Below are 25987 nucleotides of genomic sequence, written 5' to 3' on the forward strand. Positions count from 1 at the left end.
GCTTGTACATTAGGTTACACGCCGAAACTAATCACTCACTGAAGCCACTCTCTATTTCTCCTATTCTCTCTTCACCGGCCCAACCAAGGGCTACGAAACGTGAATGAGACAATGAGGAAATGATGATGAATAAAGTATTAGTTATGATCGCAGGTGCGGCACTGGGTCTATCCTCTGTCGCGTTTGCCGCGGATACTGTCACCAGCGCACCCGCTCAGCCTACGGCGACCACTTCTGCTCCGGCTAAAGCCGAACACCATAAAAAACAGGTGAAAAAAGCTAAACCTACCGCTGAACAAAAAGCACAAGCGGCCAAAAAGCATGTGAAGAAGGCTAAACCAGCACCTGCACAAAAAGCACAGGCCGCCAAAAAGCATGTGAAGAAGGCTAAACCAGCACCTGCACAAAAAGCGCAGGCCGCCAAAAAGCATGTGAAGAAGGCTAAACCAGCACCTGCACAAAAAGCACAGGCCGCCAAAAAGCATGTGAAGAAGGCTAAACCAGCACCTGCACAAAAAGCACAGGCCGCCAAAAAGCATGTGAAGAAGGCTAAACCAGCACCTGCACAAAAAGCGCAGGCCGCCAAAAAGCATGTGAAGAAGGCTAAACCAGCACCTGCACAAAAAGCGCAGGCCGCCAAAAAGCACGTGAAGAAGGCGAAAACGGCAAAACCTGTTGACACCACGCCAGCTGCGTAATCGCTAAGATCTGACCGCAATAAAACAGCTATCAAACACCCGGTTTACCGGGTGTTTATTTCATAGGGGGGACAGGAAAATGATGCGCCGTTACTCATTTGAAATTATGTTATCCCTCGTTCTGCTCTGCGGCGTAATCACCCTGAGTTTTTTTCTCTAGGCTGCAACATTTCCCATAGCCGCCACCCATCATAGGATGGTTATCCATAGGCACGGCGACGCCTTAATTTTAATGCTGCAATATCTCAATCATTTGCATCTATAATTCACCCAACACACTATATCGAAATCAATGTGTTCACTCATGCTGCTGACTTTTACTATAAGGCTTATTTACTCCATGCGCCTATCAGTCTGGTTATTATGTTCACTATCCTTTACGACCCCGTTAAGCTGGGCGGAGTCAGCATCAACAGACACTACCGCACGGCAGCAAATCCTATTTTTTGGTCACGATGATCGTGATGCCGTTCCTGATGCTACCGTCTGGCCATGGCAAGCTATTGGGCAGTTGGAAACCGCCAGCGGCAACCTCTGCACTGCGACGCTGATTTCCCCCCATCTGGCGCTGACGGCTGGGCATTGCGTCGTCACGCCACCGGAAGGCGCGATCGATAAACCGGTCGCGCTGCGCTTTCTGGCGACAGAAAATGGCTGGCGTTACGAAACAACAGAAATTGAAGCGCTGGCGAACAAAAGGCTCGCCAGAAAATTGAAAGCCGACGGCGAAGGATGGATCGTGCCACCTTCAGCAGCACCATTGGATTATGCCCTGATTCGGCTAAAGCAAACGCCGCCGGGGATTCGCCCGCTTCCACTCTGGCAAGGCAGCCGTCAGGAATTGATGCAGGCGTTGAAAGATAACGGTCAGCGCGTCACGCAGGCTGGTTACCCGGAAGATCATCAGGAGACGCTGTATCGCCACCAAAACTGTGTGATCACTGGCTGGGTTCAGACCGCCGTTATGGCACACCAGTGCGATACGCTGCCGGGTGATAGCGGTTCCCCCCTAATGCTGAATTCGGCCGCTAGCTGGGTGCTCATTGGCACCCAAAGCTCTGCACCCGATGCCAATGAACGCGGTCGGGCCGATAATCGTGCCGTGTCCGTTACCACTATTCGCCAGCAGTTAAAAACATTGGCAAAACAACGCTAACATCCCTTCAAAGACGCACTACCGCCAGGCAGAAACCATTATTCAAATGGTCGTCTGGCACCAACCACTTTCCGCCAGCGCCATGGTATAAAAAATCCATTCTATTCTTATCAGAGATATAGATTAATCATCCACATTGTTATCGCCATAGAGAAGTAGCAATTATCAGGGTGTTATTTTTATCTTATGGAACATGCTATTTTTATAATTAGATTCCCATTTATTTACAAAGCATTTTATCAAAAAAACTGTTTACTTCATATCGCAGTCTATTGAAAAAAATAATAAATTAACACCGTACACTGAAAACCGAAAACATGGTCTAAGGCCAAAAACCGCCGGAACCTTAACAGAAAGATAAAGGCAGTATAATAAGTTACCGCAATTTTTATCCTCTATGTTATTGTGTCGCCGTTAAACTAAATTGATGTTGTCGCGATTATTATTGCGAAAAGGAAGAGTCTATATGTTAAAACATTTGAGTCATGACGAAAAAATACGCATGCAGACTCTCGACGAATTAAAAAAAACCGATAGTTCTCAAGATGATATTCTTCACAAACTCACGAAGCTGGCCTGCCAATTGCTCGACGTCCCAACGGCACTTGTGACACTAACCGGCACTAAATCTCTGCACATTAAAGCAAAAAACCATTTCCCATTAGAGGATATGGATAAAATCGGTTCATTCGACCATTTTACCGTACAAACAGGCCAATCCTTTATTTGCCTTGATGCCATTCATGACGAACGTTTTAAAGACAGCCCTTACGTCATCGGAAAACCTTTTATCCGTTTTTATGCTGGTGTTCCGCTTAAAACCAAAGAAGGTTACTCCATCGGCACGTTCTCCGTCATCGATTATGTCCCACGTACGTTCAGTAAGATTCAACTGCGGCTACTGCAAGATCTCGCCGCCATTGCGATGGTGTTAATGGAATACCGCAACGCGATTGGGTTGATTGATGCAGTGACCTTGTTACCCAACCGCCAGCGCCTGATTGACGACATCAGCCACATTACCGACATCCACGAGCGCTACCTGCTTATTCTGATTGATACCATCGACATTTCTTACGCCTATGAAATGGGATGCGCGCTGGGGATGCCGACGGTAGAAGGCCTGCTGAAAGATATTGGCATCTTCCTGCGTCTCAGCTTAAATGCGTCAGACAATATCTACTGCGCAGCCGTAGGCCGCTTTGCTCTTTTGGTGAAGGCGGATAAAAAAGAACAAATTCTGGCGGAGCTCGACGCCTGTGCCGAACGGATTCATGAAAGTATCGCTAGCCATATCCCGCTCAAGCTGGAGTTTTTCGTTGGCTATACTGAATTCCAGATTCCGGCTAACGATCCTCAGCGAATCCTGCGCGAATCCATGAGTGCACTGCGCACCGCGATTACCAAGAATATTCGCCAGTTCGCCTATAACCTCGAGGCAGATAAAGCACAACAGATCGCCTTTACTTTGCTCAATGAGCTGGCCGATGTGTTACAGAACAACAAACCGGGTCTCTATCTGGTTTACCAGCCGAAGTTAAGCATCAAGACCAACACCGTTATCGGTGCCGAAGCGCTTATTCGCTGGCATCATCCCGAATTGGGCGAAATTTATCCTGACCAGTTTATTCCGCTCGCAGAAGGCACTACGCTGATGCGCCCGTTAACGGATTGGGTGACCCGGGAGGCGGCATGCCAAGTGAAACAGTGGCGTCAGGAGGGGTTTAACTTCCCCGTGTCGATTAACGTGTCTGCCAGAAATTTCTCTGAGAATGACTTTATCCCCCGCCTCATCACTATTCTGGAGAACCTCGGCCTCACCCCTCGGGATATTGATATCGAGTGTGTCGAAACGCAGAAAATCATCGAAAGTACTGAAACACTCGCCACCATTCAAACGCTGCAACAGCTCGGTTTTACTATCGCCCTTGATGATTTTGGCACGGGATATAGCAACCTAAGCTATCTGCGCAATATCCCCTCTACGGTGATAAAGCTGGATAAGTCGCTGATTAAAGATATCAAAACTGACCATAAAAGCCGCGTCATTGTGGAATCGATTATCAGCATGCTGCACAAACTGAACTATGTTGTGCTGGCGGAAGGCGTGGAAAACAAAGAAACACTCGACTATCTAGCCTGCTTTGGGTGTGATGAAGTACAGGGCTACTATTTTTCCCGGCCCATTCCTCCAGCGGCATTCGCCGTCTGGTTAACGACGCACTCGTCACAAACGCCGACATAACATCCCCGTTAGGCGTGCTATTCAACAAACGGTATGGAGAACGCGCATGACGCTTCTTACGTCGCAAGATGAGCTCGCTATCAGAAATGCCATGGCTCTGCTGGAAGCCCCCTCTTTTGCAATACAGGCGGCGAATCTGGGTGGAAAACCGATTGAATGGGGCCTATCAACGTTACCCGCCATGGTGAAAAACAAAATTCAGGATGTGGTTCACTCAGCGCTATACAAAGCGGTAGACGCCGCGCTCTATACGCTGGACGATGCGCCCGCTCGCGTGGCTTCCCCCAAGACACATAAGCTGGCCGTCGCCGCATCCGGCGCGGTCAGCGGTTTCTTTGGCGCGGCCGGTTTGCTGGTCGAACTGCCTATCAGTACCACTATCATGATGCGTTCCGTGGCTGATATTGCGCGCAGCGAAGGTTTTTCCCTCGCCGATCTTTCCGTCAAAGCCGCCTGTGTGGAAGTTTTCGCGCTCGGTGGAACGCAAGAAAGCGACGACGCTGCCGATTCCGCCTATTACACCTCACGCGCCGTTCTGGCAGATATCACCCGGCACACTACACGTGAGTTAATCGGCATTGCCGGCAAGAAAAGCGCTGGGAAAGCCTCTGCCCGCATGAGTACCTCGCAGGCAGGAAAAACGCTGGCAAAGCTGATTGACGCCGTTGCCACCAGACTGGGTGTAACCATGACGGAAAAAATGGCCGCGCAGATTGTTCCAGTGATTGGCGCCGCGAGCGGCGCAGCTATTAATACGCTGTTTATTCACCACTACCAAAACATGGCAACAGGCCACTTCATCATAAAACGTCTGGAACAGACCTATGGTGAAGAAGCGATCAGGTCGGCTTACCTTGAGCTCAAAAAGCAGCCATCGCCGACCTGATGTGATAACCAGCGATTAGCCTTCAACCTGCTCCATCGCCTGCAATACGCGCTTATCGGAGATCGGGAACGGCGTTCCCAACTGCTGGGCAAAGTAGCTGACGCGCAGCTCTTCAAGCATCCAGCGCACGGCTTTCACCTCGTCATCGTCACGTCGCTCCGCAGGCAGCTTGTTCCACCATTGCTGCCACGCCTGTTGAACCTGTTCCACTTTCAACATCTGTGCCCGGTCGCGGTGGACATCCTGTGCCAGCTTCTCCAGACGTCGCTCTATCGCTTGCAGGTAACGCAGCACGTCCGGCAGGCGCTGCCAGCCGTTTTCAGTCACAAAGCCACGGAAGACCAGACCGTTCATCTGACCCTTGATATCGCTTAATGCCAGCGCCATCGCCATGTCTACGCGCCCTTTCAGACGTTTGTTAATGGTGAAAACGGCCGTCAGAATTTGCTCAACCTGTTTGGCGATATCCACTACCGTCTCGTTCAGCTCTGCGCGCACTTTTTCATGCAGTTGCTGGAAGGCGGCTTCCTGCCAGACCGGCCCGCCGGCTGACTCAATCAGCTTATCCACCGCGCAAGCGATACAGTCATCGATGAGATCCAACACTTTGCCATACGGGTTGAAATAGAGGCCGAGTTTCGCCTTGTTCGGCAACTTGTCATGCAGATATTTGATCGGTGAAGGAATATTCAACAGCAACAGGCGACGCAGCCCCTGTCGCATCACCTGCTGTTGCTGGTGCGGCGTATCAAACAGACGAATCGCCACGCTATCCTTTTCATCCACCAACGCCGGATAGGCTTTAACCGAGTAACCGCCACGTTTCTGCTCATAGCAGTCCGGCAGCGAACCAAAGCTCCAGACGTGCAGACCGCGCTGCTCCAGCCCGTCATCCGCCACGGATGACAGCGTTTGCTGCACTTTATCTTTGAGCTGATCTTTCAGCGCGTTCAGGTCTTTGCCTTCCCGCTGCGTCCGGTTCTTCTCATCGATGACGCGGAACGTGATTTTCAGATGATCGGGCACCTGATCCCACTGCCATGCCTCACGCGGCACCGTCACACCCGTCATCAGCCGTAGCTCACGTTCCAGCGCATCCAGTAGCCCTTTCTCTAATGGCGTAGTACGTGCCAGAAACGCCTCGGCGTAGTTTGGCGCAGGAACAAAGTTACGGCGTAACGGTTTGGGCAAGGATTTAATCAGCGCGATCGTCAGTTCGCGGCGCACGCCGGGAATCTGCCACTCAAAGCCTTCTTCACGCACCTGATTAAGAATGGGCAACGGAATATGTACCGTCACGCCATCCGCATCCGCGCCCGGCTCAAACTGATAGGACAGCCGTAATTTCAAGCTTTCCTGATGCCAGAAGTTCGGATAATCCAGCGCGCTGACCTTCTCCGCACCGTCTTTAATCAACATGCTCTTTTCAAAATTAAGCAGGTCGGCATTATCCCGGCTGGCGGCTTTCCACCACTTGTCAAAGTGGCGTGACGAGATGATATCGTGCGGCAAGCGCTGATCGTAGAAAGCAAACAGCGTCTCGTCATCTACCAGAATGTCGCGGCGGCGCGATTTATGCTCTAAATCTTCGACCTCCGCCAGCAGCTTGAGGTTGGCGCGGAAAAAGGCGTGATGCGTTTGCCAGTCGCCTTCCACCAGCGCATGGCGGATAAACATCTCACGCGCCAGCGTCGGATCGATTTGGCTGTAGTTCACCTTGCGTGCCGCAACAATCGGCAGCCCGAAGAGCGTCACCTTCTCCTGCGCCATCACCGTGCCCTGCGCTTTCTCCCAGTGAGGTTCGCTGTAGCTCCGCTTAATCAGATGCTGAGCCAGCGGTTCGATCCACTCGGGTTCAATACGCGCGGCAATACGTCCCCACAGGCGGCTGGTTTCCACCAGTTCAGCCACCATCGTCCACTTAGGCGGCTTTTTGAATAGCCCAGAGCCAGGGAAAATCGCAAACCGGGCGTTACGCGCGCCGCTGAACTCCTGTTTCTCAATATCTTTCTGCCCGATATGCGACAGCAAGCCGGTGAGCAACGCGCAGTGAGTACTCAGGTAATCGGCAGGTTCACTGTTGACCGGCAGACCCAGTTCCTTCACCACTTGGCGCAGTTGCGTGTAAATATCCTGCCACTCGCGAACGCGCAGATAGTTAAGGAAATCTGTGCGGCACTGGCGACGGAACTGACTGGATGACAGCGCCTTTTGCTGGTCACGCAGGTAGTTCCACAGATTGACGAAAGCCAGAAAATCGGAGTCTTTATCAGCAAAACGACGGTGTTTCTCATCCGACGCCTGTTTCTTATCCAGCGGCCTTTCACGTGGATCCTGAATCGATAACGCGGCGGTGATGATCATCACTTCACGCACACAGCCGGTTTTACGCGCTTCCAGCACCATTCGCGCCAAGCGTGGATCGATCGGCAATTGCGCCAGCTGTTGCCCCTGCGGCGTCAGTCGGTAATGCCCATTTTCCGCCAGATTAATCGCGCCTAATTCCTCCAGCAACCTTACGCCGTCTTGAATATTGCGCTTATCCGGCGCTTCAACAAACGGGAACGCAGCGATATCGCCGAGCCCCAGCGACGTCATTTGCAAAATAACGGAAGCCAGATTAGTACGCAGAATTTCGGGATCGGTAAATTCGGGCCGCGACAGGAAATCCTGCTCGGAATAGAGACGAATACACACCCCGGCGGCGACACGGCCACAGCGCCCTTTACGCTGATTCGCCGACGCCTGCGAGATCGGTTCAATCGGCAGGCGCTGTACCTTGGTGCGGAAGCTGTAGCGGCTGATGCGCGCGGTGCCGGGATCGATCACATAACGAATCCCCGGCACGGTTAGCGAGGTTTCCGCTACGTTGGTCGCCAGCACGATGCGGCGGCCATGATGTGACTGAAAGACGCGGTTCTGTTCCTGATTAGATAAACGCGCGTACAGCGGGAGAATTTCGGTATGCGGCAAGTCCAGACGGGTCAGCGCCTCTGCCGTATCGCGAATTTCACGTTCGCCGCTCATGAAGATCAGAATATCCCCCGGCCCTTCGCGCGTCAGCTCATCTACCGCATCAAAAATCGCCTGTAGCTGATCGCGTTCGCTGTCGTCGGCGTCTTCCACCACAGGACGATAGCGCACATCTACCGGATACGTCCGTCCGGACACTTCGATGATTGGTGCGTTATTAAAGTGGCGAGAGAACCGCTGCGGGTCGATAGTAGCGGATGTAATAATCACTTTTAAATCAGGGCGTTTTGGCAACAGCTGACGCAAATAGCCCATAATGAAATCGATATTCAGGCTGCGCTCGTGCGCTTCATCGATGATCAGCGTGTCGTACTGCATCAACAGACGATCCTGCTGAATTTCAGCCAGCAAAATACCGTCCGTCATCAGTTTGACCAGCGTATTGTCACTCACCTGATCGTTAAAACGAACTTTGTAGCCGACGCTGCCGCCCAACGGCGTTTCCAACTCGGCGGCAATGCGGTCAGCAACGGTTCTGGCAGCCAGACGACGCGGCTGCGTATGGCCAATCAGGCCATGCACGCCACGACCCAGTTCGAGACAGATCTTCGGCAACTGCGTGGTCTTCCCCGACCCCGTCTCGCCCGCGACGATAATCACCTGGTGGTGACGCAGCGCCTCCAGTATCTCGTCTTTTTTCTGACTAACGGGAAGCTGTTCAGGGTAGCGAATCGCCGGGCAGCTTGCCCGCCGGTTCTCGACCTTCTGGCGTGCCGCGACAATTTCCCCCTCAATGTCCTGCGCGATCGCCGTCTGCGCCTGCGGGCTGCTGACCTTCTCTGCGCCCTGCAAACGACGGCGTAGACGTTGTCGATCGCGAAGCATTAGCTCACTTAACTGCGTAGATAATGCACTGAGAGGTGATTTCACGTTGCTCTTCCTTAATTGTTTCTCTAATTCTGTTCTCTACCGGGACAATGCTTGTCGCCGAATCTGGCTCGATTGAACCTAACCTGATTTCAAGGTACCGCATGTTTAAACCATGGAAATGGTTAAGCCGTGGGGATTTTTAAGACGTGGATAGTAGCACATTGTCATAAGCGGCTCTAATCGCCCCGCGCAGTCTTATTCAAACGTCATGCAAACATCGTCTTATTCAAGAAAATCGAATAAAGACCTCGAATATTTGCACTTTTCACTTTCCAGAGCACCGCATAAGATGTGACGCATCAAAGGGCGTTATGTTGTCGCCCACTTCAATCACTAAAGGAATTGGCAATGAGCAAAGTATTGGTTCTGAAATCAAGCATTCTGGCAGGTTATTCTCAGTCAAACCAACTGGCTGACCACTTCACCGCCGAGTGGCAGTCTGCACATCCAAACGACAGCATCACCGTACGCGACCTGGCCGCTCAACCAATTCCGGTTCTTGATGGTGAGTTAGTCGGCGCGCTGCGTCCTTCCGATGCCCCGCTGACCCCGCGCCAGCAGGAAGCCCTGAAACTGTCCGACGATCTGATCGCGGAACTGCAAGCGCATGACATCATCGTGATCGCCGCACCAATGTATAACTTCAACATTCCTACCCAGTTGAAGAACTACTTCGATCTGGTTGCTCGCGCGGGTGTGACGTTCCGCTACACCGAGCAAGGCCCGGAAGGTCTGGTGAAAGGTAAACGCGCGATCGTCTTAACCAGCCGTGGCGGCATCCATAAAGGTACACCAACCGATCTGCTGGAACCGTACCTGCGCGTCTTCCTGGGCTTCCTCGGCCTGACCGATCTTGAATTCGTATTCGCAGAAGGTTACGGCTACGGCCCGGATATGGCGCAGAAAGCCACCGAAGCAGCGAAAACCCAACTGTCTCAACTGGTCACTGCATAAAGAATCGTTATTCATAACGAATAGGTGTTACCGACCTTGCCATGAAATTGGTTTACTTGGCTTAATTATTGCGCGCCCATGGGCGCGCTTTTCTTTATCTCATCACCGGCCGCATTGTCCGATTTTTCCAGCAGTTGCGTCGCTTCCTTATCCGCTTTGATGTGAATTTCATGCTCGATCTTCACGTTCATATTGATGGTGATGGGCTCTTTGGGCGCAGCCACTTCGATACGCGGCACGCATCCCGTCAGAAAAACGACAGCGCAACATGCCGCCAGCCCTATCTCGCTCTTGTTCATGGTTCTGCCTTGAATTTATTCATTGGCCTGCTGTTCCAGCGTATCCCGCAAGTTATCGCCAAAACGTAAGCTGCGCCATAGCTGGAAGATATTCTCCTGATGACGATAGTTAAGAATAACCTGTCGGTTCGCACTGAGCTGCGGATTTTTCCCCTGCACCTGCGAGGTCAATGTCAGTTCACCCTGATTACTAAGGTCAAGCGTGGCGTAGGAACGTCCGATCTCCAGATAACGCAGCCAGCCAATCGCCACACCACCCGCCAGGTTTTTACTCGCTAATTCATCGGCCAGTTGATTATCCAACCGCAGCGTCAGGAAGCCATCATTGGTAATTCGCCCGCCTTCAATCAACATGGTCGGATGATTAAAATTCAACGGCAGCGTCCCGCTCACGCGCCCAGACAGGGCGAACTGTTTTTGCTTCAATGCCGTCAGCAGCTCGCTGAGTTCCACGCTCTTAACGGTGAACACCGCTGGTTCCCGCTGCGGCCAGCGCAGCGTCGACAGGCCAATATGCCCATCCAATACGTCCATATCCGCCTGCGACATAATCAGCGGTCGCCGCTCGCTGTACGGATAAAACCCTTGTAGATCGACGCGGATATGGCTCATCCGAAACAGGTTATCCAGCACATCAATGCGCAACGTAACGGGCTGCTTGACGCCCAGTTGCCAGCGCTGATCTTTCAGACGGTAAGGCAGGACAAAGTTTACGCCGCTGACTTCACCATCCTGTAACCACAGTCCGCCATTTTTCACCACCCAATGCCCACCGGCGCTGAACCCTTGTTTCCGTGCGGCGGAGAAGGCCGCCTGTGCGTAAAACTGTCCGGCACGAATGTTCATTTTCAGCCGTGGGGAAAGCAGGGGTTGAAACACCTTAAGCGGCTGCGTCGGCCACCACGCGCCGCCGCGCAGTCGCTCCCCATCCCAGCGTCCGCGCAGCCTCACCGGACCAATATCCTCAGCCTGTAGCTGCCCCTGTAGCTGGAAATCATCCGGACTGCGCCCCTGTATTGCCAGCGTTAACAATGAAGGCGGCAGATAGCCGCCGTTGCTGAAGTGCGTCCGCTCTGAGGCCAGTTGCAACGCCCCTTGAAAATATTCGCCTGAACGGGCACGCTGCCAACGGATCGGCTCAGTAATCATCAGCCGAGGCTGATGTACTGTCACCATGCCATAGCCCAACTGATCCAAGCCGCTCGACAGTTGACTGATTTCAATCAGTGTATCCTGCCATTGGCCTCGCCCGGTGACATCCCACTGACCTTTCAGCGGTGGCAGATGGCCATTGCCCCAATAACGCCATTTCCACTGCCCTTGATCCGGCCAGAAATCCTGCGCCTGACCGTCAAGGTGCAGGTTGGCGCGCCCCCAATATTCCTCCCTCGCCTTCACAATCGCCTGTAGTCGCCCATTCACGCCAGTCGCACTGACCCGAACGCCCGCCAGCGGCCAGCGCGCCTCTTCCAGATAAACCTGCGGCGCAGGCGTTCCCCAAGCGCGCAGCAGCGCTCCGGGTAAAAGAGCGAGTTCAGGATTGAGAATCGAGCCCTGCAATACCCCCGGTAGTGTCGCCGTCAGAGAAAGTGCCGGTAAGTTAGCCTGCCCGGTAAGTTGAAAGCGCAATTCACTGTTGAGCAGACCAATATTGCCCGGTCCCAGCACCAGCACGGCGTTCGCCTTACCGTTATGCCCTTGCGTCAACATGTTCAAACGCGCAGTAATCGTGGTGGCATCCAGCCCTTGCCGCCAGTGCTGTAACGTCATGGCGATTTGCCCAGAGAGCGACTGAGCGGCATAAGGCCAGCGCCAAATGCCGTTAGTCACCTGGATCATCTCATCCGTCAGTTTCCACGGCAGCAATATCAGCGGCGTTTCATCATTCGCCGCATTCAGCACCAGTTCACCTTGCTGGTTATGCCAATCCAGCAGGAGCGAAAGCGGATCCGGCGTCTGCCCTGAATCCAGTTTTCCGGTCAGTCGCCCCTGTATCGGAGCTGCATCCAGCGTATCGGCAAGTGCCATCTCACCACTGACCAGTAGGCGTACGAATCCCGCTGGCGTTGCAAACATGCCTCCATGCAGGGTCAGTTGTGCCTCATTCAGCTCTGCCCTCACCACCAGTTGATCGCCCTGATAATCGAGCGTTTGTCGCCGTTTACCGTCACTACTGAGCCGCACCTGCCCGGCATAATCCTGCCAGGGCTGTAGCGTAAACGTCTTTATCTGAATATCAGCAGCCGACAATCGCTGTTGCCACTGCGCCAGCCGCGCTGGGGGCTCAGTTCCGCTACCTGCTGTCAGATGTTGCAGACAGTCACTGTTTAGCGTCACAGCATCAATATCGACATGCCAGCGCCAGCGATGCCAGCGCAGCGTCATATTCCGTACATCAACTAACGTGCACTCCCCGACCATAATACGGAACCCTGCGCTATGTAGCCCATCGCCCTGCCAGCCAGGCGTCCCATTCACGGACAGCGATATCTCCGCCGGTAGCCAGATTGTGGCGATACGCGGCAGCCACTGCGGCAGTGTCCGCCAGGAAAGAAACAGCAGAGCGGCAATGAGGAAAACGACTGGAAGTGCCTGTTTTTTAATCATTAGCGCGAATTAAGCATCCTGTTCAGTTGCGGTAAAACGTCGTCCCGTAGGCCTTTGTTGATTATTCATTCACAAATAGCTCTTTTTGTTAACAAGCAATCCTATCTATCTCACATTTACCACCATTGTGCGTACATGCTCATTACCCTTTCGTGGTAAAATGTTTAATTGAGGTTATATTTTGTAATGAATCACGTTATCTCATCATGAACAACGCGTTTCCGGGTGAATATCAGGATTATCTCCTTCTGCCCGAGCCGTCTTAAAAAAAGCAATGAGCAACCTGAACCATTACTGCTATCCGCTGATTCATCTCCGCGGGTATGCCTCAGTTAAATCAGTATTCGGACACAGCATATCAAGGACTGCTTCATGCGTAACAACACCCCTGTCACCGACCGCCAACTCCCTCTTTCTGAAAAAACCAGACTGATGTCGGTCACGACGCCAGAAAGCCATATTACCTACGCAAACAAAGATTTCATTGACGTCAGCGGCTACAGCACCGATGAGTTAATGGGGCAGCCCCATAATCTTATCCGACACCCAGATATGCCACCAGCCGCCTTCGCGGATATGTGGAAAACGCTGCGTGCGGGCAATATCTGGACGGGGATTGTGAAAAACCGGTGTAAAAATGGCGACCATTACTGGGTAAAATCCAGCACCACACCGTTGAGAAAAGGCGGTGAGATTAGCGGATATATGTCCGTGCGCACGGCGGCATCACCCGAAGAAATTCGTCAGGCCGAAGCGCTCTATGCCAGCGCAAATGACGGTAAACTGAAACACCGCACCTTCCATCACGGTCTGCTCATTTATACCGGGCCATTGCGCATTCTGAGTCTGTTTAAAACCATGCCGCTACGCTGGCGCATCCGCAGCTATTTTCTGCTCTTTAGCCTGATCCCACTGATCGCCGCCTATTCCCTGCTGGCGGGAACCGCATTGGCTTCCGTACTCTTTCCACTGCTCATCACCTGCTGTTTTGTCAGTGGCGAGCTTCTGGTGCACCATGTTGCCCGTCCCATCGAGCAAATTCTGTCTCAGGCCATGCGTTCCGCAGCCGGGCAGGCTGACAACCTGACACAGCTTAATCGCGTGGATGAAATTGGCATGCTGATGCGGGCAGTCAACCAGTCCGGTATGAATTTCCGCACTTTCGTGGACGATGTGAATACCAATCTGAGCGAGCTGAAAAACGCCTGTAATGAAATCGCACAGGGTAACCATACGCTGACGCAGTGCTGCGAGGAAACGGAAGAAAGCCTGCAACAAACCGCCGCTTCCGTAGAACAGCTTACCGCAACGATAAAAAGCAATGCGGAAGCTTCACTTCAGGCTTCGATATATACACAGGATGTGAATCAGGCGGTGAACTCTGGCGAGCAGGCCGTCAGCCAGGTCTCGAATACCATGGAGACGATCACACGTTCCAGCGAACGCATTACCGATATCGTCAGCGTAATGGATAATCTCGCGTTCCAGACCAATATTCTGGCCGTGAACGCCGCCGTCGAAGCCGCACATGCCGGGGAACAGGGTAAGAGCTTCGCGGTCGTCGCCAGTGAGGTTCGTTCATTGGCACAGCGTAGTGCTTCCTCTTCCAGCGATATTTCAACCATCATTGACGAAACGCTGAATAGTATCCGTACCGGTGAACAACAGGTTTCGCATACACATAAATCCATGAGCAATATTCTGCTTCAGGTTCAGCACGTCACCAACTTAATGAATGAGATCAGCCTCGCCACGCAGGAGCAATCTCTGGGGTTGGAACAAATCAATGAAGCGGTAAACCGCATTGATGAGCTCACGCACCAGAACACCGCGCTGGCCAGCCAGTCACATTCGGCCACCGATCATCTGCAACAGCAGATATCGAGCATGGTGCAGGCGGCCTCCGTCTTCAGTCTTTCCCGCTAATATCGTCCTCACGGGCGCTCACATTAGAGTGCCCGCCGCTTTCTCTTTTCGTCATTTTCCTTGATATTCAACATACATTAGCACCGTGCAAATTCACAGACTCATAATATACTTAGCAAGTGAATGCTTTTGGTCATCGGTACGTGCGTTTATTACGAGTCAGGCTAGATAACTACTTTCCTGAAGAAAAAATAACAGGCGAAATGAGTGACAATATATAAGTTTACTCGCTAATTATTTCGCAAATATTGCCGTTAACTAACTAGCATCCATCGTCTTTCCGTTCGCTAATAGATCTAAAAACATCACATCTATACCCCTGAATAATTCAAGTTGCGTGAAGGCGGCAACTGAGCGACAAATCGGTTAAGACCGATTTAAACAGCGCTAGCGCTGGCCCGAAGGATGAGCTTCATTTATGAGGCTCATTAATCCCCAGGAGCTTACACAGATAAGTGGCTGGGGTGATAAGGACAAATTGGCTTAGCCGATTTGAACGACGCTTGCAGCGGCCCTTCAGGGCGAGGCGCAGAATGGGCCGAGTGTCGCCAACGCACAAGCAGCCTGAAGTATGATGGGGATATGCTTGCTTATACTAAAAGGATCAATAAATGCGTAAGAATTTTCCGGTCAGTGATATTCAGTATTTATTAGATGAAAAGACCAAGCTAATGTCGGTGACCACCACCGACAGTCATATCACTTATGCAAATGACGATTTTATTGATGCCAGTGGTTACGACTTTGAGGAAATCCTTCACCAACCTCACAATATCGTACGCCACCCGGACATGCCCCCGCAGGCGTTTGCCGACATGTGGGCGACGCTCAAGGCAGGTAAAATCTGGACTGCCGTCGTCAAGAACCGCCGCAAGAATGGCGATTACTATTGGGTCAAAGCCAGTACGACGCCGTTGATGAAGGACGGAAAAATAACAGGATATATGTCGGTGCGAACCCGAGTCTCACAAGAAGAGATTCGGCAAGCTGAAGCGCTTTACCATCAAATGAGTGAGAATAAATTAAAAAACCGTCGACTCTTTCAGGGGCTGCTGATTTATAAAGGCCCGCTAAAGTTTCTTAGCTTATTTAACGTTATTCCCGTACGTTGGCGGATAAGAAGCTATGTATTCCTTTTCATGCTATTCGCGTTACTTTTCTTACTTGCTACCCTTCCACTCACTACGCCACTATTAACTTTTGTTTTGGTGCTACTCGCTGGCGCAGCCATTACCAGCGAATTATTAGTTCAGCATGTAGCAAAACCACTGGAAAAAATTCTGCGCCAGGCCATTAATTCCGCATCCGGACAGGCAGATAACTCCTTCCAACTTAATCGCGTGGATGAAGTCGGTATGCTATTACGCGCCGTCAATCAATCCGGCATGAATTTCCGCACATTTGTCGATGATGTTAACGGCAAGCTAGCCGAACTGCGCCACGCTTGCGGCGAGATCGCCTCTGGAAATTACACGCTGAGCCAACGCTGTGAAGATACCGCACAAAGTTTGCAATCCACCGCATCGTCAATGGAAGAACTGACAGCGACGATTCAAAGCAACGCGTCTGCTTCACAGCTCGCGACGCGCTGTGCGAACGATGCCAATCAGGCCGTAGATGCCGGGGAGAAAGCGGTGAGTCAGGTTACGGACACGATGGCGGTCATGACCCGTTCCAGCAAAGAGATCACCGACATCATCAGCGTACTGGATAATCTGGCGTTCCAGACCAACATTCTGGCACTCAATGCAGCAGTCGAAGCCGCTCACGCGGGAGAACAGGGTAAAAGCTTCGCCGTCGTCGCGGGGGAAGTTCGCATTCTGGCGCAACGTAGCGCTGCCGCCGCCAAAGACATCGCAGAGATTATCGATACTACGATCGCAAACATTCATACCAGCGATAAATTGGTCAGCCACACCAGCCAGTCCATGAACAATATATTGACTCAGGTACAACAGGTTACGCAGCTTGTGAATCAAATCAGCCTGGCGACACAAGAACAATCACAAGGTCTGGGACAGATTAACTCAGCGGTAAACAACATTGATGAATTGACGCGCCAGAACACAATTTTGGCAACGCATTCCAGTTCTGCCATTAACAGCCTGGAACAGCAGATCTCCACCATGTCCGAAGCCGTGTCGGTTTTCAGTACACCTCGCTAAACCCGTCCTGACGTTATTATCGCCCCTCAATTTCAAACCGTTATTGTCAGTCAGGTAACGGTTTGTCACCGCCCTATTTTCTGATAGCTTAATCTCAGGATTTTTCGGAGAAACTATCAATGAAACTGGCAATTTACAGCACTAAGCAATATGACCGTAAATATCTGGAACAGGTCAATCAGCAGTTTGGCTATGAGCTGGAGTTTTTTGATTTCATGCTGACATCGCGCACGGCCAAAACAGCAGCGGGCTGTCAAGCCGTCTGCATCTTTGTGAACGATGACGGTGGTCGCGAGGTGTTGACCGAACTGGCAGAAATGGGCATCAAAACGCTGGCGTTACGTTGCGCAGGCTTTAACAATGTGGATTTGGAAGCCGCCAAGGAACTGGGGATCAGTGTAGTGCGCGTTCCCGCGTATTCCCCTGAGGCCGTCGCCGAGCATGCCGTCGGCCTGATGCTGACACTTAACCGCCGCATTCACCGCGCCTATCAGCGCACTCGCGACGCAAACTTCTCTTTGGAAGGACTGATTGGGTTCAATATGCATAACCGGACGGCGGGCATTATCGGCACCGGAAAAATCGGTATCGCCACCATGCGCATCCTGAAAGGTTTTGGCATGCGCCTGCTGGCCTTCGATCCCTATCCGAACCCGCAGGCATTGGAATTAGGGGCGGAGTACGTCGATTTGAAAACGCTGTATGCCAGTGCAGACGTCATTTCCCTGCACTGCCCGCTGACGCCGGAGAATCATCACCTGCTGAATCAGGCAGCCTTTGCGCAAATGAAAAACGGCGTCATGATCGTTAATACCAGCCGTGGTGGGCTGATTGACTCACAGGCGGCTATCGACGCACTGAAACAACAGAAAATTGGCGCGCTGGGGATGGATGTTTATGAAAATGAACGCGACCTCTTCTTTGCCGATAAGTCCAACGATGTGATTCAGGACGACATTTTCCGCCGCTTATCCGCGTGCCACAACGTGCTATTTACCGGACATCAGGCATTCCTGACGGAAGAAGCGCTGATCAGCATTTCTCAAACCACGCTACAGAACCTGAAAGACATCAGCCAGAACATGCCTTGTGCAAATCTGGTTACATCTTTACCTTGTATACCCTAAATAATTCGAGTTTCAGGAAGGCGGCAAGAGAAGGAATCCCGATGAGCTTACTCAGGTAAGTGATTCGGGTGAGTGAACGCAGCCAACGCACATGCAACTTGAAGTATGACGGGTATATTGCGGCAGTGCTGACTGCCGCACACTTACCCCGCCGGACAGCTTCCATTCATCAGCGATTGTTCGCTACAGCGCTTACCATTGGCTAACTGGCAGGCCCCCACGCTCGCACCGTCAAGCTGTCGGGATATCGCCATCGTCCCGCCAATCAGCGTACAGTTGACGTCAACAGGAGAACTGCTTTTCAGCAACACGACAGCGTTCTTATCATCATTTTGCGTGGCGTCTTGCTGAGTAGCTGCGGCGTTCTCACTATTATTGCTGCATCCCGCCAGCAACAACACAGCGGCAGTACACAGCCATGGCAATAATTTCATGTTTTGGCCTCGGGTCGGGTGGAGAGTCAGTTCTGACGCCACATGTGGCATCAACACCTATCGAATAGATTTTTCAGACAAGGACTATATCTATCATACCTCGCGCCGATAACACAGGGGGCAATGCAGGTAAACGGGGAAAAGATCAAATTTGATAATGTGCCTTTCATAAAGTAAGGAACATATCTTTTCATTTTAAAAAATCCAAGCTTAAAAAGTCGGAATCAGTTCTATCTCTGCCAGTCTTCAAAGAAGACTTTTTGCGCTTTTCCTTCATCTTCCAGAAGTGCCTCTCCCCTTGTTCGAATAACACAATCACTTTGGGGATATGCTGAACGTGTTAATATCAATCTAACTTTCTGTTCATCGCTTAGAAACGCACCATCCGATTGGACAACGAGACCGCTAATCAGTAGCGCAGCACATGAAGAACATGCTCCAGCGCGGCATGAATAAGGTAATTCAACATCAAGTGAATCTAAAATAAAAACATAACCATGAACTGAATGAGGCTGTAATTTAAATTACAACCTCATTTATTATAGAGCTCGGTGGCCACCTGAGTGGTCACCTTAATAGGATGACAATTACACAGAATTATTTACAGAGTCCGTATTAGATATCAAGGCCATTATGACGAATGACGTTTTGATACCAATAGAAACTTTTCTTCTTAAATCTTCTTAGCGTCCGCTCATTCTCTTCATCCCGGTCAACATAAACAAATCCATAGCGTTTCTGGTATCCATTTAGCCAGCTTAGTAAATCGGTAAAACTCCAAACACAGTAACCCAAGACATTTACACCATCGTTAATCGCATCCTGAATAGCAAGAATATGACTACGCAGATAATTGATGCGGTAGTCATCATTTATCTCTCCATTTTCTGTCTGTTTGTCATATTCCCCAAGACCATTTTCAGTAATCAAAACAGGCAGACGATAGCGACTGGCGATACGCCGTAATCCAATGCGTAATCCCACTGGATCAATATTCCAATCCCAATTGGTTTTTTCCAAATGTTCATTATCGACGTGACGATATACACCAGGCAGGCCAGAATGTTGAGTAGTACCTTTCTTACCCGACGTATTCATATCACTCTGTCCCACCCCTCCTTCCAATGGATTATAGGCATTCGTCATTGTCTGGTAATAATTCACACCCATGAAATCTGGTTTTGCAGCTTTAAGAATGACATTATCACCAGGCTCACAATGCGGAGCGATATTATTTTCTTCCAACCATCGCCATACCATAATGGGATATTCTCCATTAACATAGACATCCATCCAAAACCAAGCATCGAACTCTTCCGCATTTTCAGCCGCCACAACGTTTAACGGATTGCAGTCAACTGCATAATTAGGGCCGTAAGCAAAACTTGGCCCAATAAGACCTTTCAAACCCATTTCTTTATAGAGAATAATTGCTTTTGCATTAGCCAAGTTCGCATGGTGGTTCGCCTGATACATTCTCTTCATATCGTTGATTCCAGGCGGGTGCAGCGCTTTTTTGTAGCCTAATGAAATAAAAATATTCTGCTCATTCATCGTGACCCAGTATTTCACTCGATCACCGAAACGCTGGAATAGTATTCCTGCATAAGCCGCAAAATCATCGATAACTTTTCTGGATTCCCAACCTAAATATTCATCCTGAAGCGCTTGTGGTATATCCCAATGATAAAGTGTCACCATCGGTTCGATATGATGTGCTAATAAGCAGTTAATCAGATCATCATAAAACGTTAACCCCAGTTCATTCACCTCTCCGTGCCCGTTAGGTAAAATCCTGGCCCAGGATATCGAAAAGCGGTAGGTTTTTAACCCCTGTTCCGCCATTAACGCAATATCCTCTTGATAACGGTGGTAGTGATCGACAGCCACATCACCGTGCGTGCCTTTAAATGTTTTTCCCGGGATACGCACAAAATTATCCCATACTGAACGCCCTTTATTATCACTGTCCCAAGCCCCTTCAACCTGATAGGCCGCCGATGACGCTCCCCATAAAAAGTCCTGAGGAAATGCCTTCCTGAACGTATGTTCCATATGCACAACTCCGGTTATTTACACTCTCTTAAGGTGCCTATACTGAACGATGGGATGAGACACCATAATAATGAACGGTGGAAATGCCAAAGAAACTGGCATTTCCACTGATTATTACCATCACGCTTCCCACATTGCGCCGACATTGAGTGAATCACGTCGGTCGTCATAAGCGGGATTAATCTGTTTGGTATGACGGCTATTCACACCACCGTCCGTAACATAGAAGCGCAGCATCGATCTAAAATTCGGACGCATCGCAAATGAAATATTCTGCGATAGAGTGACTTTCCAGCCTGAATTAGATGCCCCATATTCATAATCCACTTCCTGATAGCCAGTCTCTAGCCACATATACTCGTCATACTTCAAGCTGCATGTGCGTTGGCTGCGTTCAAATACTCGGCCCATCGTGAGACTCGCCCTGAAGGGCCGCTGCAAGCAGCCTTCAAATCTGCTCCCAGCAGATTTGTCACCCGAATCACTTACTTGAGTAAGCTCATCGGGACGCCTTCTCTTGCCGCCTGCCTGAAACTCGAATTATTTAGAGTATAGAATGAACATCATTCCAGAAATACATAGGGCAAATTTTAGTAACTTACATCAACGTTCAGGTTGCTTCCATTTGAAGAAATAACTCTTTGGTACCAAACGAAGCTTTTCTTTTTAAACCTGGCTAAATCTTTTAAATCAAACTCAGTACGATTGACATAAATAAAACCATATCGCTTACTAATTCCCTGGTGCGTGCTAACCAAATCAATTGCCGACCATGGACAATAACCGAATAATTCTACACCATCGCTAATTGCTAATTGTAACTGCCTAATGTGTTTGGCAAGATAATCAATTCGGTACTGATCGTGGATCTTGTTATCGGCATCCAGCGTATCGAAAGCACCGAGCCCATTTTCAGTAACAATCATAGGTAATGCATAACGTTCATAGATTTCCCGGCATGTAATTCTGAAACCATCGGGATCGATATACCAACCAAACTCATTGTGTTCTAAGTGTGGATTGTCCTGCCCTACATATACGGTTTCATCGATACCTGGAACTTGCTGATCCTGAACGGAACGCTCATTATCATCACCTTCCGCTCTTTTCGCACTGACAGTCGTAGATGCATAATAATTAAATGCTACAAAATCAGGTTTAGCATTTTTCAGTAATGCCATTTCACCTTCATTAATTTTCGGCGCATATCCTTTTCCCTCCAGGAAAGCCCATGCCACTGAGTTGTAACTTCCCCGACATGCCAAATCAAGATACAGCCAGTTTCGGATTGAAGAATAATTATTCGCCGCAATTACATCTTCAGGTTTAGAGCTTGCTGGATAAATACAGGAAATATTAGGTGCCGGGCCAATTTTCGCGTTCGGTAACATCTTATGACAGGCAATCATCGCTTTGGCCTGTGCCAACATCATATGATGATTCTGCTGATACAGCGATTTAAACGGATTCTGATCTCCTGGAGATAATGTTCCTAACACATTACCATGCAGAATCATCATGTTTTGCTCATTGATGGTGAGCCAATATTTAACTCTGTCTCCATACAACTCAAACGCGGTAATAGAAAAACGTTCGAAAGCATCAATCGTCGCTTTATTAGACCAACCGCCCTTTTCCTGCAATGCCCAGGGCAAATCAAAATGATACAACGTTACAAGGGGCTCTATTCCACGCTCACACAAGGCATCGATTAAGCTATTATAAAATTCAGCACCTTTTTCGTTTAATTCACCATCCCCATTAGGATATAAACGACTCCATGAAATAGAGAAACGATAAGTTTTCAGACCTAATTCAGAAAAAAGAGAAACGTCTTCTTTAAAATGATGGTAATGATCACTACAAACTTCAAAATTAGTGATACCTTCAGGAAATTTCGCTTTATCAATAACAGAAGGCCCTTTACCATCCTCGCTCGACGCCCCTTCGACCTGATAAGCTGAGGTCGAAGCCCCCCATAGAAAATCGTCTGGAAACGGTTTTAACACGTTATGCTGCATATAAACTCCCGTTTAATTACATTTATCACTAAGGCTGGCTACTTCACGGTATAACGCAATAAGTTCTTCAACGAGATCCCTGCAAAGAATGGCATTCATTAAGTGATCCTGAGCATGGACGATTATCAGATTGACTTTGATACGCCCTTCACCCTCGTCCTCACCAATTAATTGTGTTTGGATGAGATGTGCCTGGCGCGCGGATTCTTTTGCTTCTACAAGTAAATTTTCCGCTTTCTCCCACTGCCGCTCTCTCGCAGCACGTAATGCTTCCATTGAACAGGAACGAGACTGCCCTGCATGAATAATCAGTTCCATGATAATATTTTCGTTATCCATTATTCCTGCTCTCCTCTTCCACAGCTTGTTTTTCTTGCGCTAAAAGTTGTTTTTCATACAATTTGAAGAATGGATAGTAGACAACCATTGAAATGACCGTGAGTGCGACAACAAGAATAACTGCCCTATAGTCCCACCCTGTGGCCCAAGCCGCACCCACAGGCGCTGGCGTCGTCCACGGTGCCAACGAAACAACATGATTAACCCATCCCAACTTCGTTGCAGACCAGGCTATCGTGGCATTAATTAACGGCGCACCGATGAACGGAATAAACATGATAGGGTTCATGATGATTGGTGAACCGAAAATCAGCGGCTCGTTGATATTGAAAAATCCAGGTACAAGTCCTAATCGTCCAACCGTTTTAAGATGTACAGAACGACTTCGCCAATAAAGTAATGCCAATCCAAGTGTTGCCCCTGAGCCACCAAGCACAATAAAGAATGACCAGAACGACTCAACAAAGATATGCTCAATCGGAAGACCTGCATTCAGTGCAGACTGATTGCTACTCAGATTAGTAATATAAAACACTTGCAGGATACCCCCCACAACCGCCGCACCATGAATTCCTGCAAACCAAAGCAAATGCACCAACAGCACTGCAATTAATATCGCAGGCAATGAATCTGAAGCCGATATCAGTGGCGCGAATACTGACATAATAGCCTGGGGGATCAACATATTTAAATAATGCTGAAAAAATATACTTATTGGATACAGTGTTAAAAAGATAACCAATACAGGGATAAGTAAGTCAAATGACTCTCTTATTTTCGAAGGAACCTGTTCTGGTAATTTAAAACCTAAATCTTTTCTCTTAAGGAAATACATTAACTCAGTGCAATAAATTGCAACCAAAATCCCTGTAAATATCCCCTCGCCGCTTAAATATGTAACAGAAAGCGTACTGTTACTAACTGGTGCAGAGACCAATAGAAAAGACATCACTGCCAGACAAGAAGCCATATAAGCGCTCAATTTATACATTTGAGCTAAGTTATAAGCTATTGCACCGGTGATAAATATTGACATTAAACCCATCGTCATATTGAAGGGCATCAGTAATTCTTCAGAGTAGCGTTTGGCAAAACCAAGCCACATCCTGCCAAACGTTGATGATGTATTCTCATCAAAGGGTGGATGGGCGAATATTAGCATAAATGAGCCGACAATCAGAAAAGGCATGGCCGCGATAAAACCATCCCGAAGAGCGATAATGTGTCTTTGGTTAGATATTTTTGCAGCAATTGGTGTTAGCTTATTCTCAATTATTGAGAACAGAATTTCAGAAATTTTTGCCATGATGCATTACCTTGATATTAGATGAGTTTAAGAGCATCTCTTAGTATTTTCTCACCATTCATTAGACCGTAATCCATTGAATTAATGACAACAACAGGTTTGTTCATCGGCTCAGCAACTTTCTTCAACTCATCTAACCTGAATTTAATCTGGGGTCCTATGAGACAACAGTCATAATTAAAAATTTCGTCAGAAAACCCTTCTAAGCCAACTGCTTTAATTTCCACATCAATACCGCTATCTTTTGCTGCCTGCTGCATTTTTTTTACAACCATACTGGTTGACATACCAGCATTACAACATAGAAGTATTCTATACATGGTGTTCCTCATTATATTATAAGAATGTGGATATTTCAGAGAAAATTATAAGCAACATTGGTACCTGAATAGTATTACTACAAGCGCTGACTTGAATCAAAAACGAATTGTCATTAAAAATTACAGAAATGACAAAGAAAAAAAACACTCTGTTATTCTGTGCCTTAGATCACGTTATTTATACATGTCATTGATGATTTTTACTTACCTTTTCATGTGTAAATACCACAGAAGAAAGAGAGTTTCGATAATCTTATAGAAAAACGAATCTCTGATTAAAAACCTTGCTACATGGGGATATACGTGTGTTTATACGTAAACTGGTACCAAAATACTCTGCGTTTAAGAAGCAGTAATGCCAAACTCCGTTATCAAAAAATGTTCCGATGCCCGTATTGCCAGAGCGGCAATCGTTAATACCGAATTAACAGCAGAAGAAAATGGCATAAATGAGGCGTCTATCACAAAAGATTATTATGAGCATGGCTTCGACAATAAATATCTAACACGTTAAATAGCTTTATAATAGCGCTACACTTGCTGAAGGCTGAACCCTGCCAGCACTGGTCTCGTACGATGAGAAGTAAAGCATCAATGTGCAATAATGAAATGAGCTTTCCCCAAACCAGCTTCAGCAAAACATGCTGTAAGTGCAAACCAATAGCAAAAATGAAGAGGTGTCCCATGGAACAAATTATTGGAATTTGATCCTATCCACGTAATGTGGGTACAGCACTAAGCGAGGCTCTGTTTTTCAAACTGTTCAGGGCTGAGCCCACCGCATGCACAGTGCCGCCGTCATTCTTGATGACATCGACCAGACGATAACAGCACGCGACCACAGGTCAATGACCACTGCAAGATAACAGCCAGCCTTCATCTGTACATAAGTCAGTGATATATCCTACCCATTTTCGATTCGGGCCGCTGACGATAAAATCCTGCTTCAGCAGATTTTCAGACACAGGCAGCCGCTGTGTGGCGTTATTGAATGCCTTGCTGACACGACAACGCCAAACATACCAACCGCTGCGTGCAACCTGAAACACCCGACACATGGCTTTGATACTGAACGCTACCCGATGTTTTTCGATGAAGACATAGCTCATTTCAGGCGCTTCGCGAAGTATGTCGCGGCCTTTTGGGGAATAGCCAGTTCCTCATCCCGCTCAGCCAGTTATCGTTTCAGACGGGCTATTTCAAGGGACATTTCTTGCTCACGCTCGGAAGAGAAATGTGCATTTTTCAGTTTACTGCACCAAGCGTAAAGCGGTGATTCATACAGGCTGAACTCGCGGGCAGCGGCAGCCGCACCACTTCAGGGCTTCCTGACGGCATTCAGGCGTGTACTGTTTACGGGGCTTCTTGCTGGTTGATACTGGTTTTGTCATGCGTCACCTCTGGTTAAGAGTTTACTCACTTAATCACATGTCCACTATTGCTGGGTAAGATCAGGAGGAGGTGAACTTTCATCTCCACCAAAAACTAATTATGACAAAGGTGGATAATCCCTCCTCTCTTTCATTATTGATTCAAGTAGATAACG

At 49.0% G+C, this 25987-nt stretch carries 20 protein-coding genes and 1 pseudogene; 9 read left to right on the plus strand and 12 right to left on the minus strand.

Annotation, left to right across the window (positions count from 1 at the left end):
- Nucleotides 1–125 precede the first annotated feature (125 nt).
- From asr to O1Q74_RS10940, 4 genes are all read left to right on the plus strand, one after another.
- Nucleotides 126–698 (plus strand): acid resistance repetitive basic protein Asr, encoded by a 573-nt coding sequence (gene asr, locus O1Q74_RS10925; protein ID WP_271872982.1) that lies wholly within the window; start codon nucleotides 126–128, stop codon nucleotides 696–698.
- A gap of 340 nt (nucleotides 699–1038) precedes the next feature.
- The gene (locus tag O1Q74_RS10930; RefSeq protein ID WP_271872985.1) at nucleotides 1039–1854 is read left to right on the plus strand and encodes a trypsin-like serine peptidase; all 816 of its coding nucleotides are present in this window, start codon (nucleotides 1039–1041) and stop codon (nucleotides 1852–1854) included.
- 466 nt (nucleotides 1855–2320) lie between these two features.
- Nucleotides 2321–4099 carry a sensor domain-containing phosphodiesterase gene (locus tag O1Q74_RS10935; protein WP_271872987.1) on the plus strand — a complete coding sequence of 593 codons (1779 nt, stop codon included), beginning with the start codon at nucleotides 2321–2323 and terminating at the stop codon, nucleotides 4097–4099.
- Nucleotides 4100–4145: 46 nt separating this feature from the next.
- Complete coding sequence (locus tag O1Q74_RS10940; RefSeq protein WP_271872989.1) at nucleotides 4146–4985, plus strand: EcsC family protein; 840 nt, start codon at nucleotides 4146–4148, stop codon at nucleotides 4983–4985.
- Nucleotides 4986–5000: 15 nt separating this feature from the next.
- Here O1Q74_RS10940 and hrpA read toward each other — a convergent pair whose 3' ends face one another.
- A complete protein-coding gene (gene hrpA, locus O1Q74_RS10945; protein ID WP_271872992.1) occupies nucleotides 5001–8888 on the minus strand; it encodes an ATP-dependent RNA helicase HrpA in 3888 nt (1295 codons plus the stop codon).
- 348 nt (nucleotides 8889–9236) lie between these two features.
- Here hrpA and O1Q74_RS10950 point away from each other — a divergent pair, with 348 nt between their 5' ends.
- Complete coding sequence (locus tag O1Q74_RS10950; protein WP_271872994.1) at nucleotides 9237–9842, plus strand: FMN-dependent NADH-azoreductase; 606 nt, start codon at nucleotides 9237–9239, stop codon at nucleotides 9840–9842.
- 65 nt (nucleotides 9843–9907) lie between these two features.
- On the opposite strand, the gene O1Q74_RS10955 is transcribed toward O1Q74_RS10950, so the two are convergent.
- Entirely contained in the window at nucleotides 9908–10141 is a 234-nt protein-coding gene (locus O1Q74_RS10955) for a YnbE family lipoprotein (protein WP_271872996.1), read from the minus strand.
- A gap of 15 nt (nucleotides 10142–10156) precedes the next feature.
- Nucleotides 10157–12748: a YdbH family protein gene (locus O1Q74_RS10960; protein ID WP_271872998.1), complete on the minus strand. Its 2592-nt coding sequence runs from the start codon at nucleotides 12746–12748 to the stop codon at nucleotides 10157–10159.
- A 372-nt stretch (nucleotides 12749–13120) separates the two neighbouring features.
- Between O1Q74_RS10960 and O1Q74_RS10965 the strand changes: the two genes are divergently transcribed.
- The 3 genes from O1Q74_RS10965 (at nucleotide 13121) to O1Q74_RS10975 (ending at nucleotide 17966) form a co-directional block, all read left to right on the plus strand.
- Nucleotides 13121–14674, plus strand: coding sequence for a methyl-accepting chemotaxis protein (locus O1Q74_RS10965; protein ID WP_271872999.1), 1554 nt, complete (start codon nucleotides 13121–13123; stop codon nucleotides 14672–14674).
- A 611-nt stretch (nucleotides 14675–15285) separates the two neighbouring features.
- Entirely contained in the window at nucleotides 15286–16839 is a 1554-nt protein-coding gene (locus tag O1Q74_RS10970) for a methyl-accepting chemotaxis protein (protein WP_271873001.1), read from the plus strand.
- Nucleotides 16840–16958: 119 nt separating this feature from the next.
- Nucleotides 16959–17966, plus strand: coding sequence for a 2-hydroxyacid dehydrogenase (locus tag O1Q74_RS10975; RefSeq protein WP_271873003.1), 1008 nt, complete (start codon nucleotides 16959–16961; stop codon nucleotides 17964–17966).
- A gap of 143 nt (nucleotides 17967–18109) precedes the next feature.
- Here the strand turns inward: O1Q74_RS10975 and O1Q74_RS10980 are convergent, their stop codons facing one another.
- The 8 genes from O1Q74_RS10980 to O1Q74_RS11015 all read right to left on the minus strand — a co-directional run bounded on the left by O1Q74_RS10980 (nucleotide 18110) and on the right by O1Q74_RS11015 (nucleotide 24441).
- The gene (locus O1Q74_RS10980) at nucleotides 18110–18400 is read right to left on the minus strand and encodes a putative hemolysin (RefSeq protein ID WP_271873005.1); all 291 of its coding nucleotides are present in this window, start codon (nucleotides 18398–18400) and stop codon (nucleotides 18110–18112) included.
- A 230-nt stretch (nucleotides 18401–18630) separates the two neighbouring features.
- Nucleotides 18631–18885, minus strand: a complete 255-nt coding sequence (locus O1Q74_RS20370) for a 2Fe-2S iron-sulfur cluster-binding protein (RefSeq protein ID WP_271878873.1) — start codon at nucleotides 18883–18885, stop codon at nucleotides 18631–18633.
- Between the two features lie 130 nt (nucleotides 18886–19015).
- Complete coding sequence (locus O1Q74_RS10990; RefSeq protein ID WP_271873008.1) at nucleotides 19016–20455, minus strand: glycoside hydrolase family 1 protein; 1440 nt, start codon at nucleotides 20453–20455, stop codon at nucleotides 19016–19018.
- Nucleotides 20456–20575: 120 nt separating this feature from the next.
- Complete coding sequence (locus O1Q74_RS10995; protein WP_442953079.1) at nucleotides 20576–20809, minus strand: carbohydrate porin; 234 nt, start codon at nucleotides 20807–20809, stop codon at nucleotides 20576–20578.
- A gap of 236 nt (nucleotides 20810–21045) precedes the next feature.
- A complete protein-coding gene (locus tag O1Q74_RS11000) occupies nucleotides 21046–22476 on the minus strand; it encodes a glycoside hydrolase family 1 protein (RefSeq protein ID WP_271873011.1) in 1431 nt (476 codons plus the stop codon).
- Nucleotides 22477–22488: 12 nt separating this feature from the next.
- Entirely contained in the window at nucleotides 22489–22815 is a 327-nt protein-coding gene (locus tag O1Q74_RS11005) for a PTS lactose/cellobiose transporter subunit IIA (RefSeq protein WP_271873013.1), read from the minus strand.
- Nucleotides 22808–24121: a PTS sugar transporter subunit IIC gene (locus O1Q74_RS11010; RefSeq protein WP_271873015.1), complete on the minus strand. Its 1314-nt coding sequence runs from the start codon at nucleotides 24119–24121 to the stop codon at nucleotides 22808–22810. The genes O1Q74_RS11005 and O1Q74_RS11010 overlap by 8 nt, the downstream gene beginning before the upstream one ends.
- A gap of 17 nt (nucleotides 24122–24138) precedes the next feature.
- Nucleotides 24139–24441: a PTS sugar transporter subunit IIB gene (locus O1Q74_RS11015; protein ID WP_271873017.1), complete on the minus strand. Its 303-nt coding sequence runs from the start codon at nucleotides 24439–24441 to the stop codon at nucleotides 24139–24141.
- A gap of 355 nt (nucleotides 24442–24796) precedes the next feature.
- Between O1Q74_RS11015 and O1Q74_RS11020 the strand changes: the two genes are divergently transcribed.
- Nucleotides 24797–24955 (plus strand): hypothetical protein, encoded by a 159-nt coding sequence (locus O1Q74_RS11020; protein ID WP_271873020.1) that lies wholly within the window; start codon nucleotides 24797–24799, stop codon nucleotides 24953–24955.
- Nucleotides 24956–25228: 273 nt separating this feature from the next.
- On the opposite strand, the pseudogene O1Q74_RS11025 reads toward O1Q74_RS11020, so the two are convergent.
- Nucleotides 25229–25832: pseudogene (locus O1Q74_RS11025) on the minus strand (DDE-type integrase/transposase/recombinase); the annotation flags it as partial.
- Nucleotides 25833–25987: the final 155 nt, after the last annotated feature.

Origin of the sequence: Pectobacterium sp. A5351 (assembly GCF_028335745.1) — a bacterium.
Lineage (GTDB): Bacteria > Pseudomonadota > Gammaproteobacteria > Enterobacterales > Enterobacteriaceae > Pectobacterium.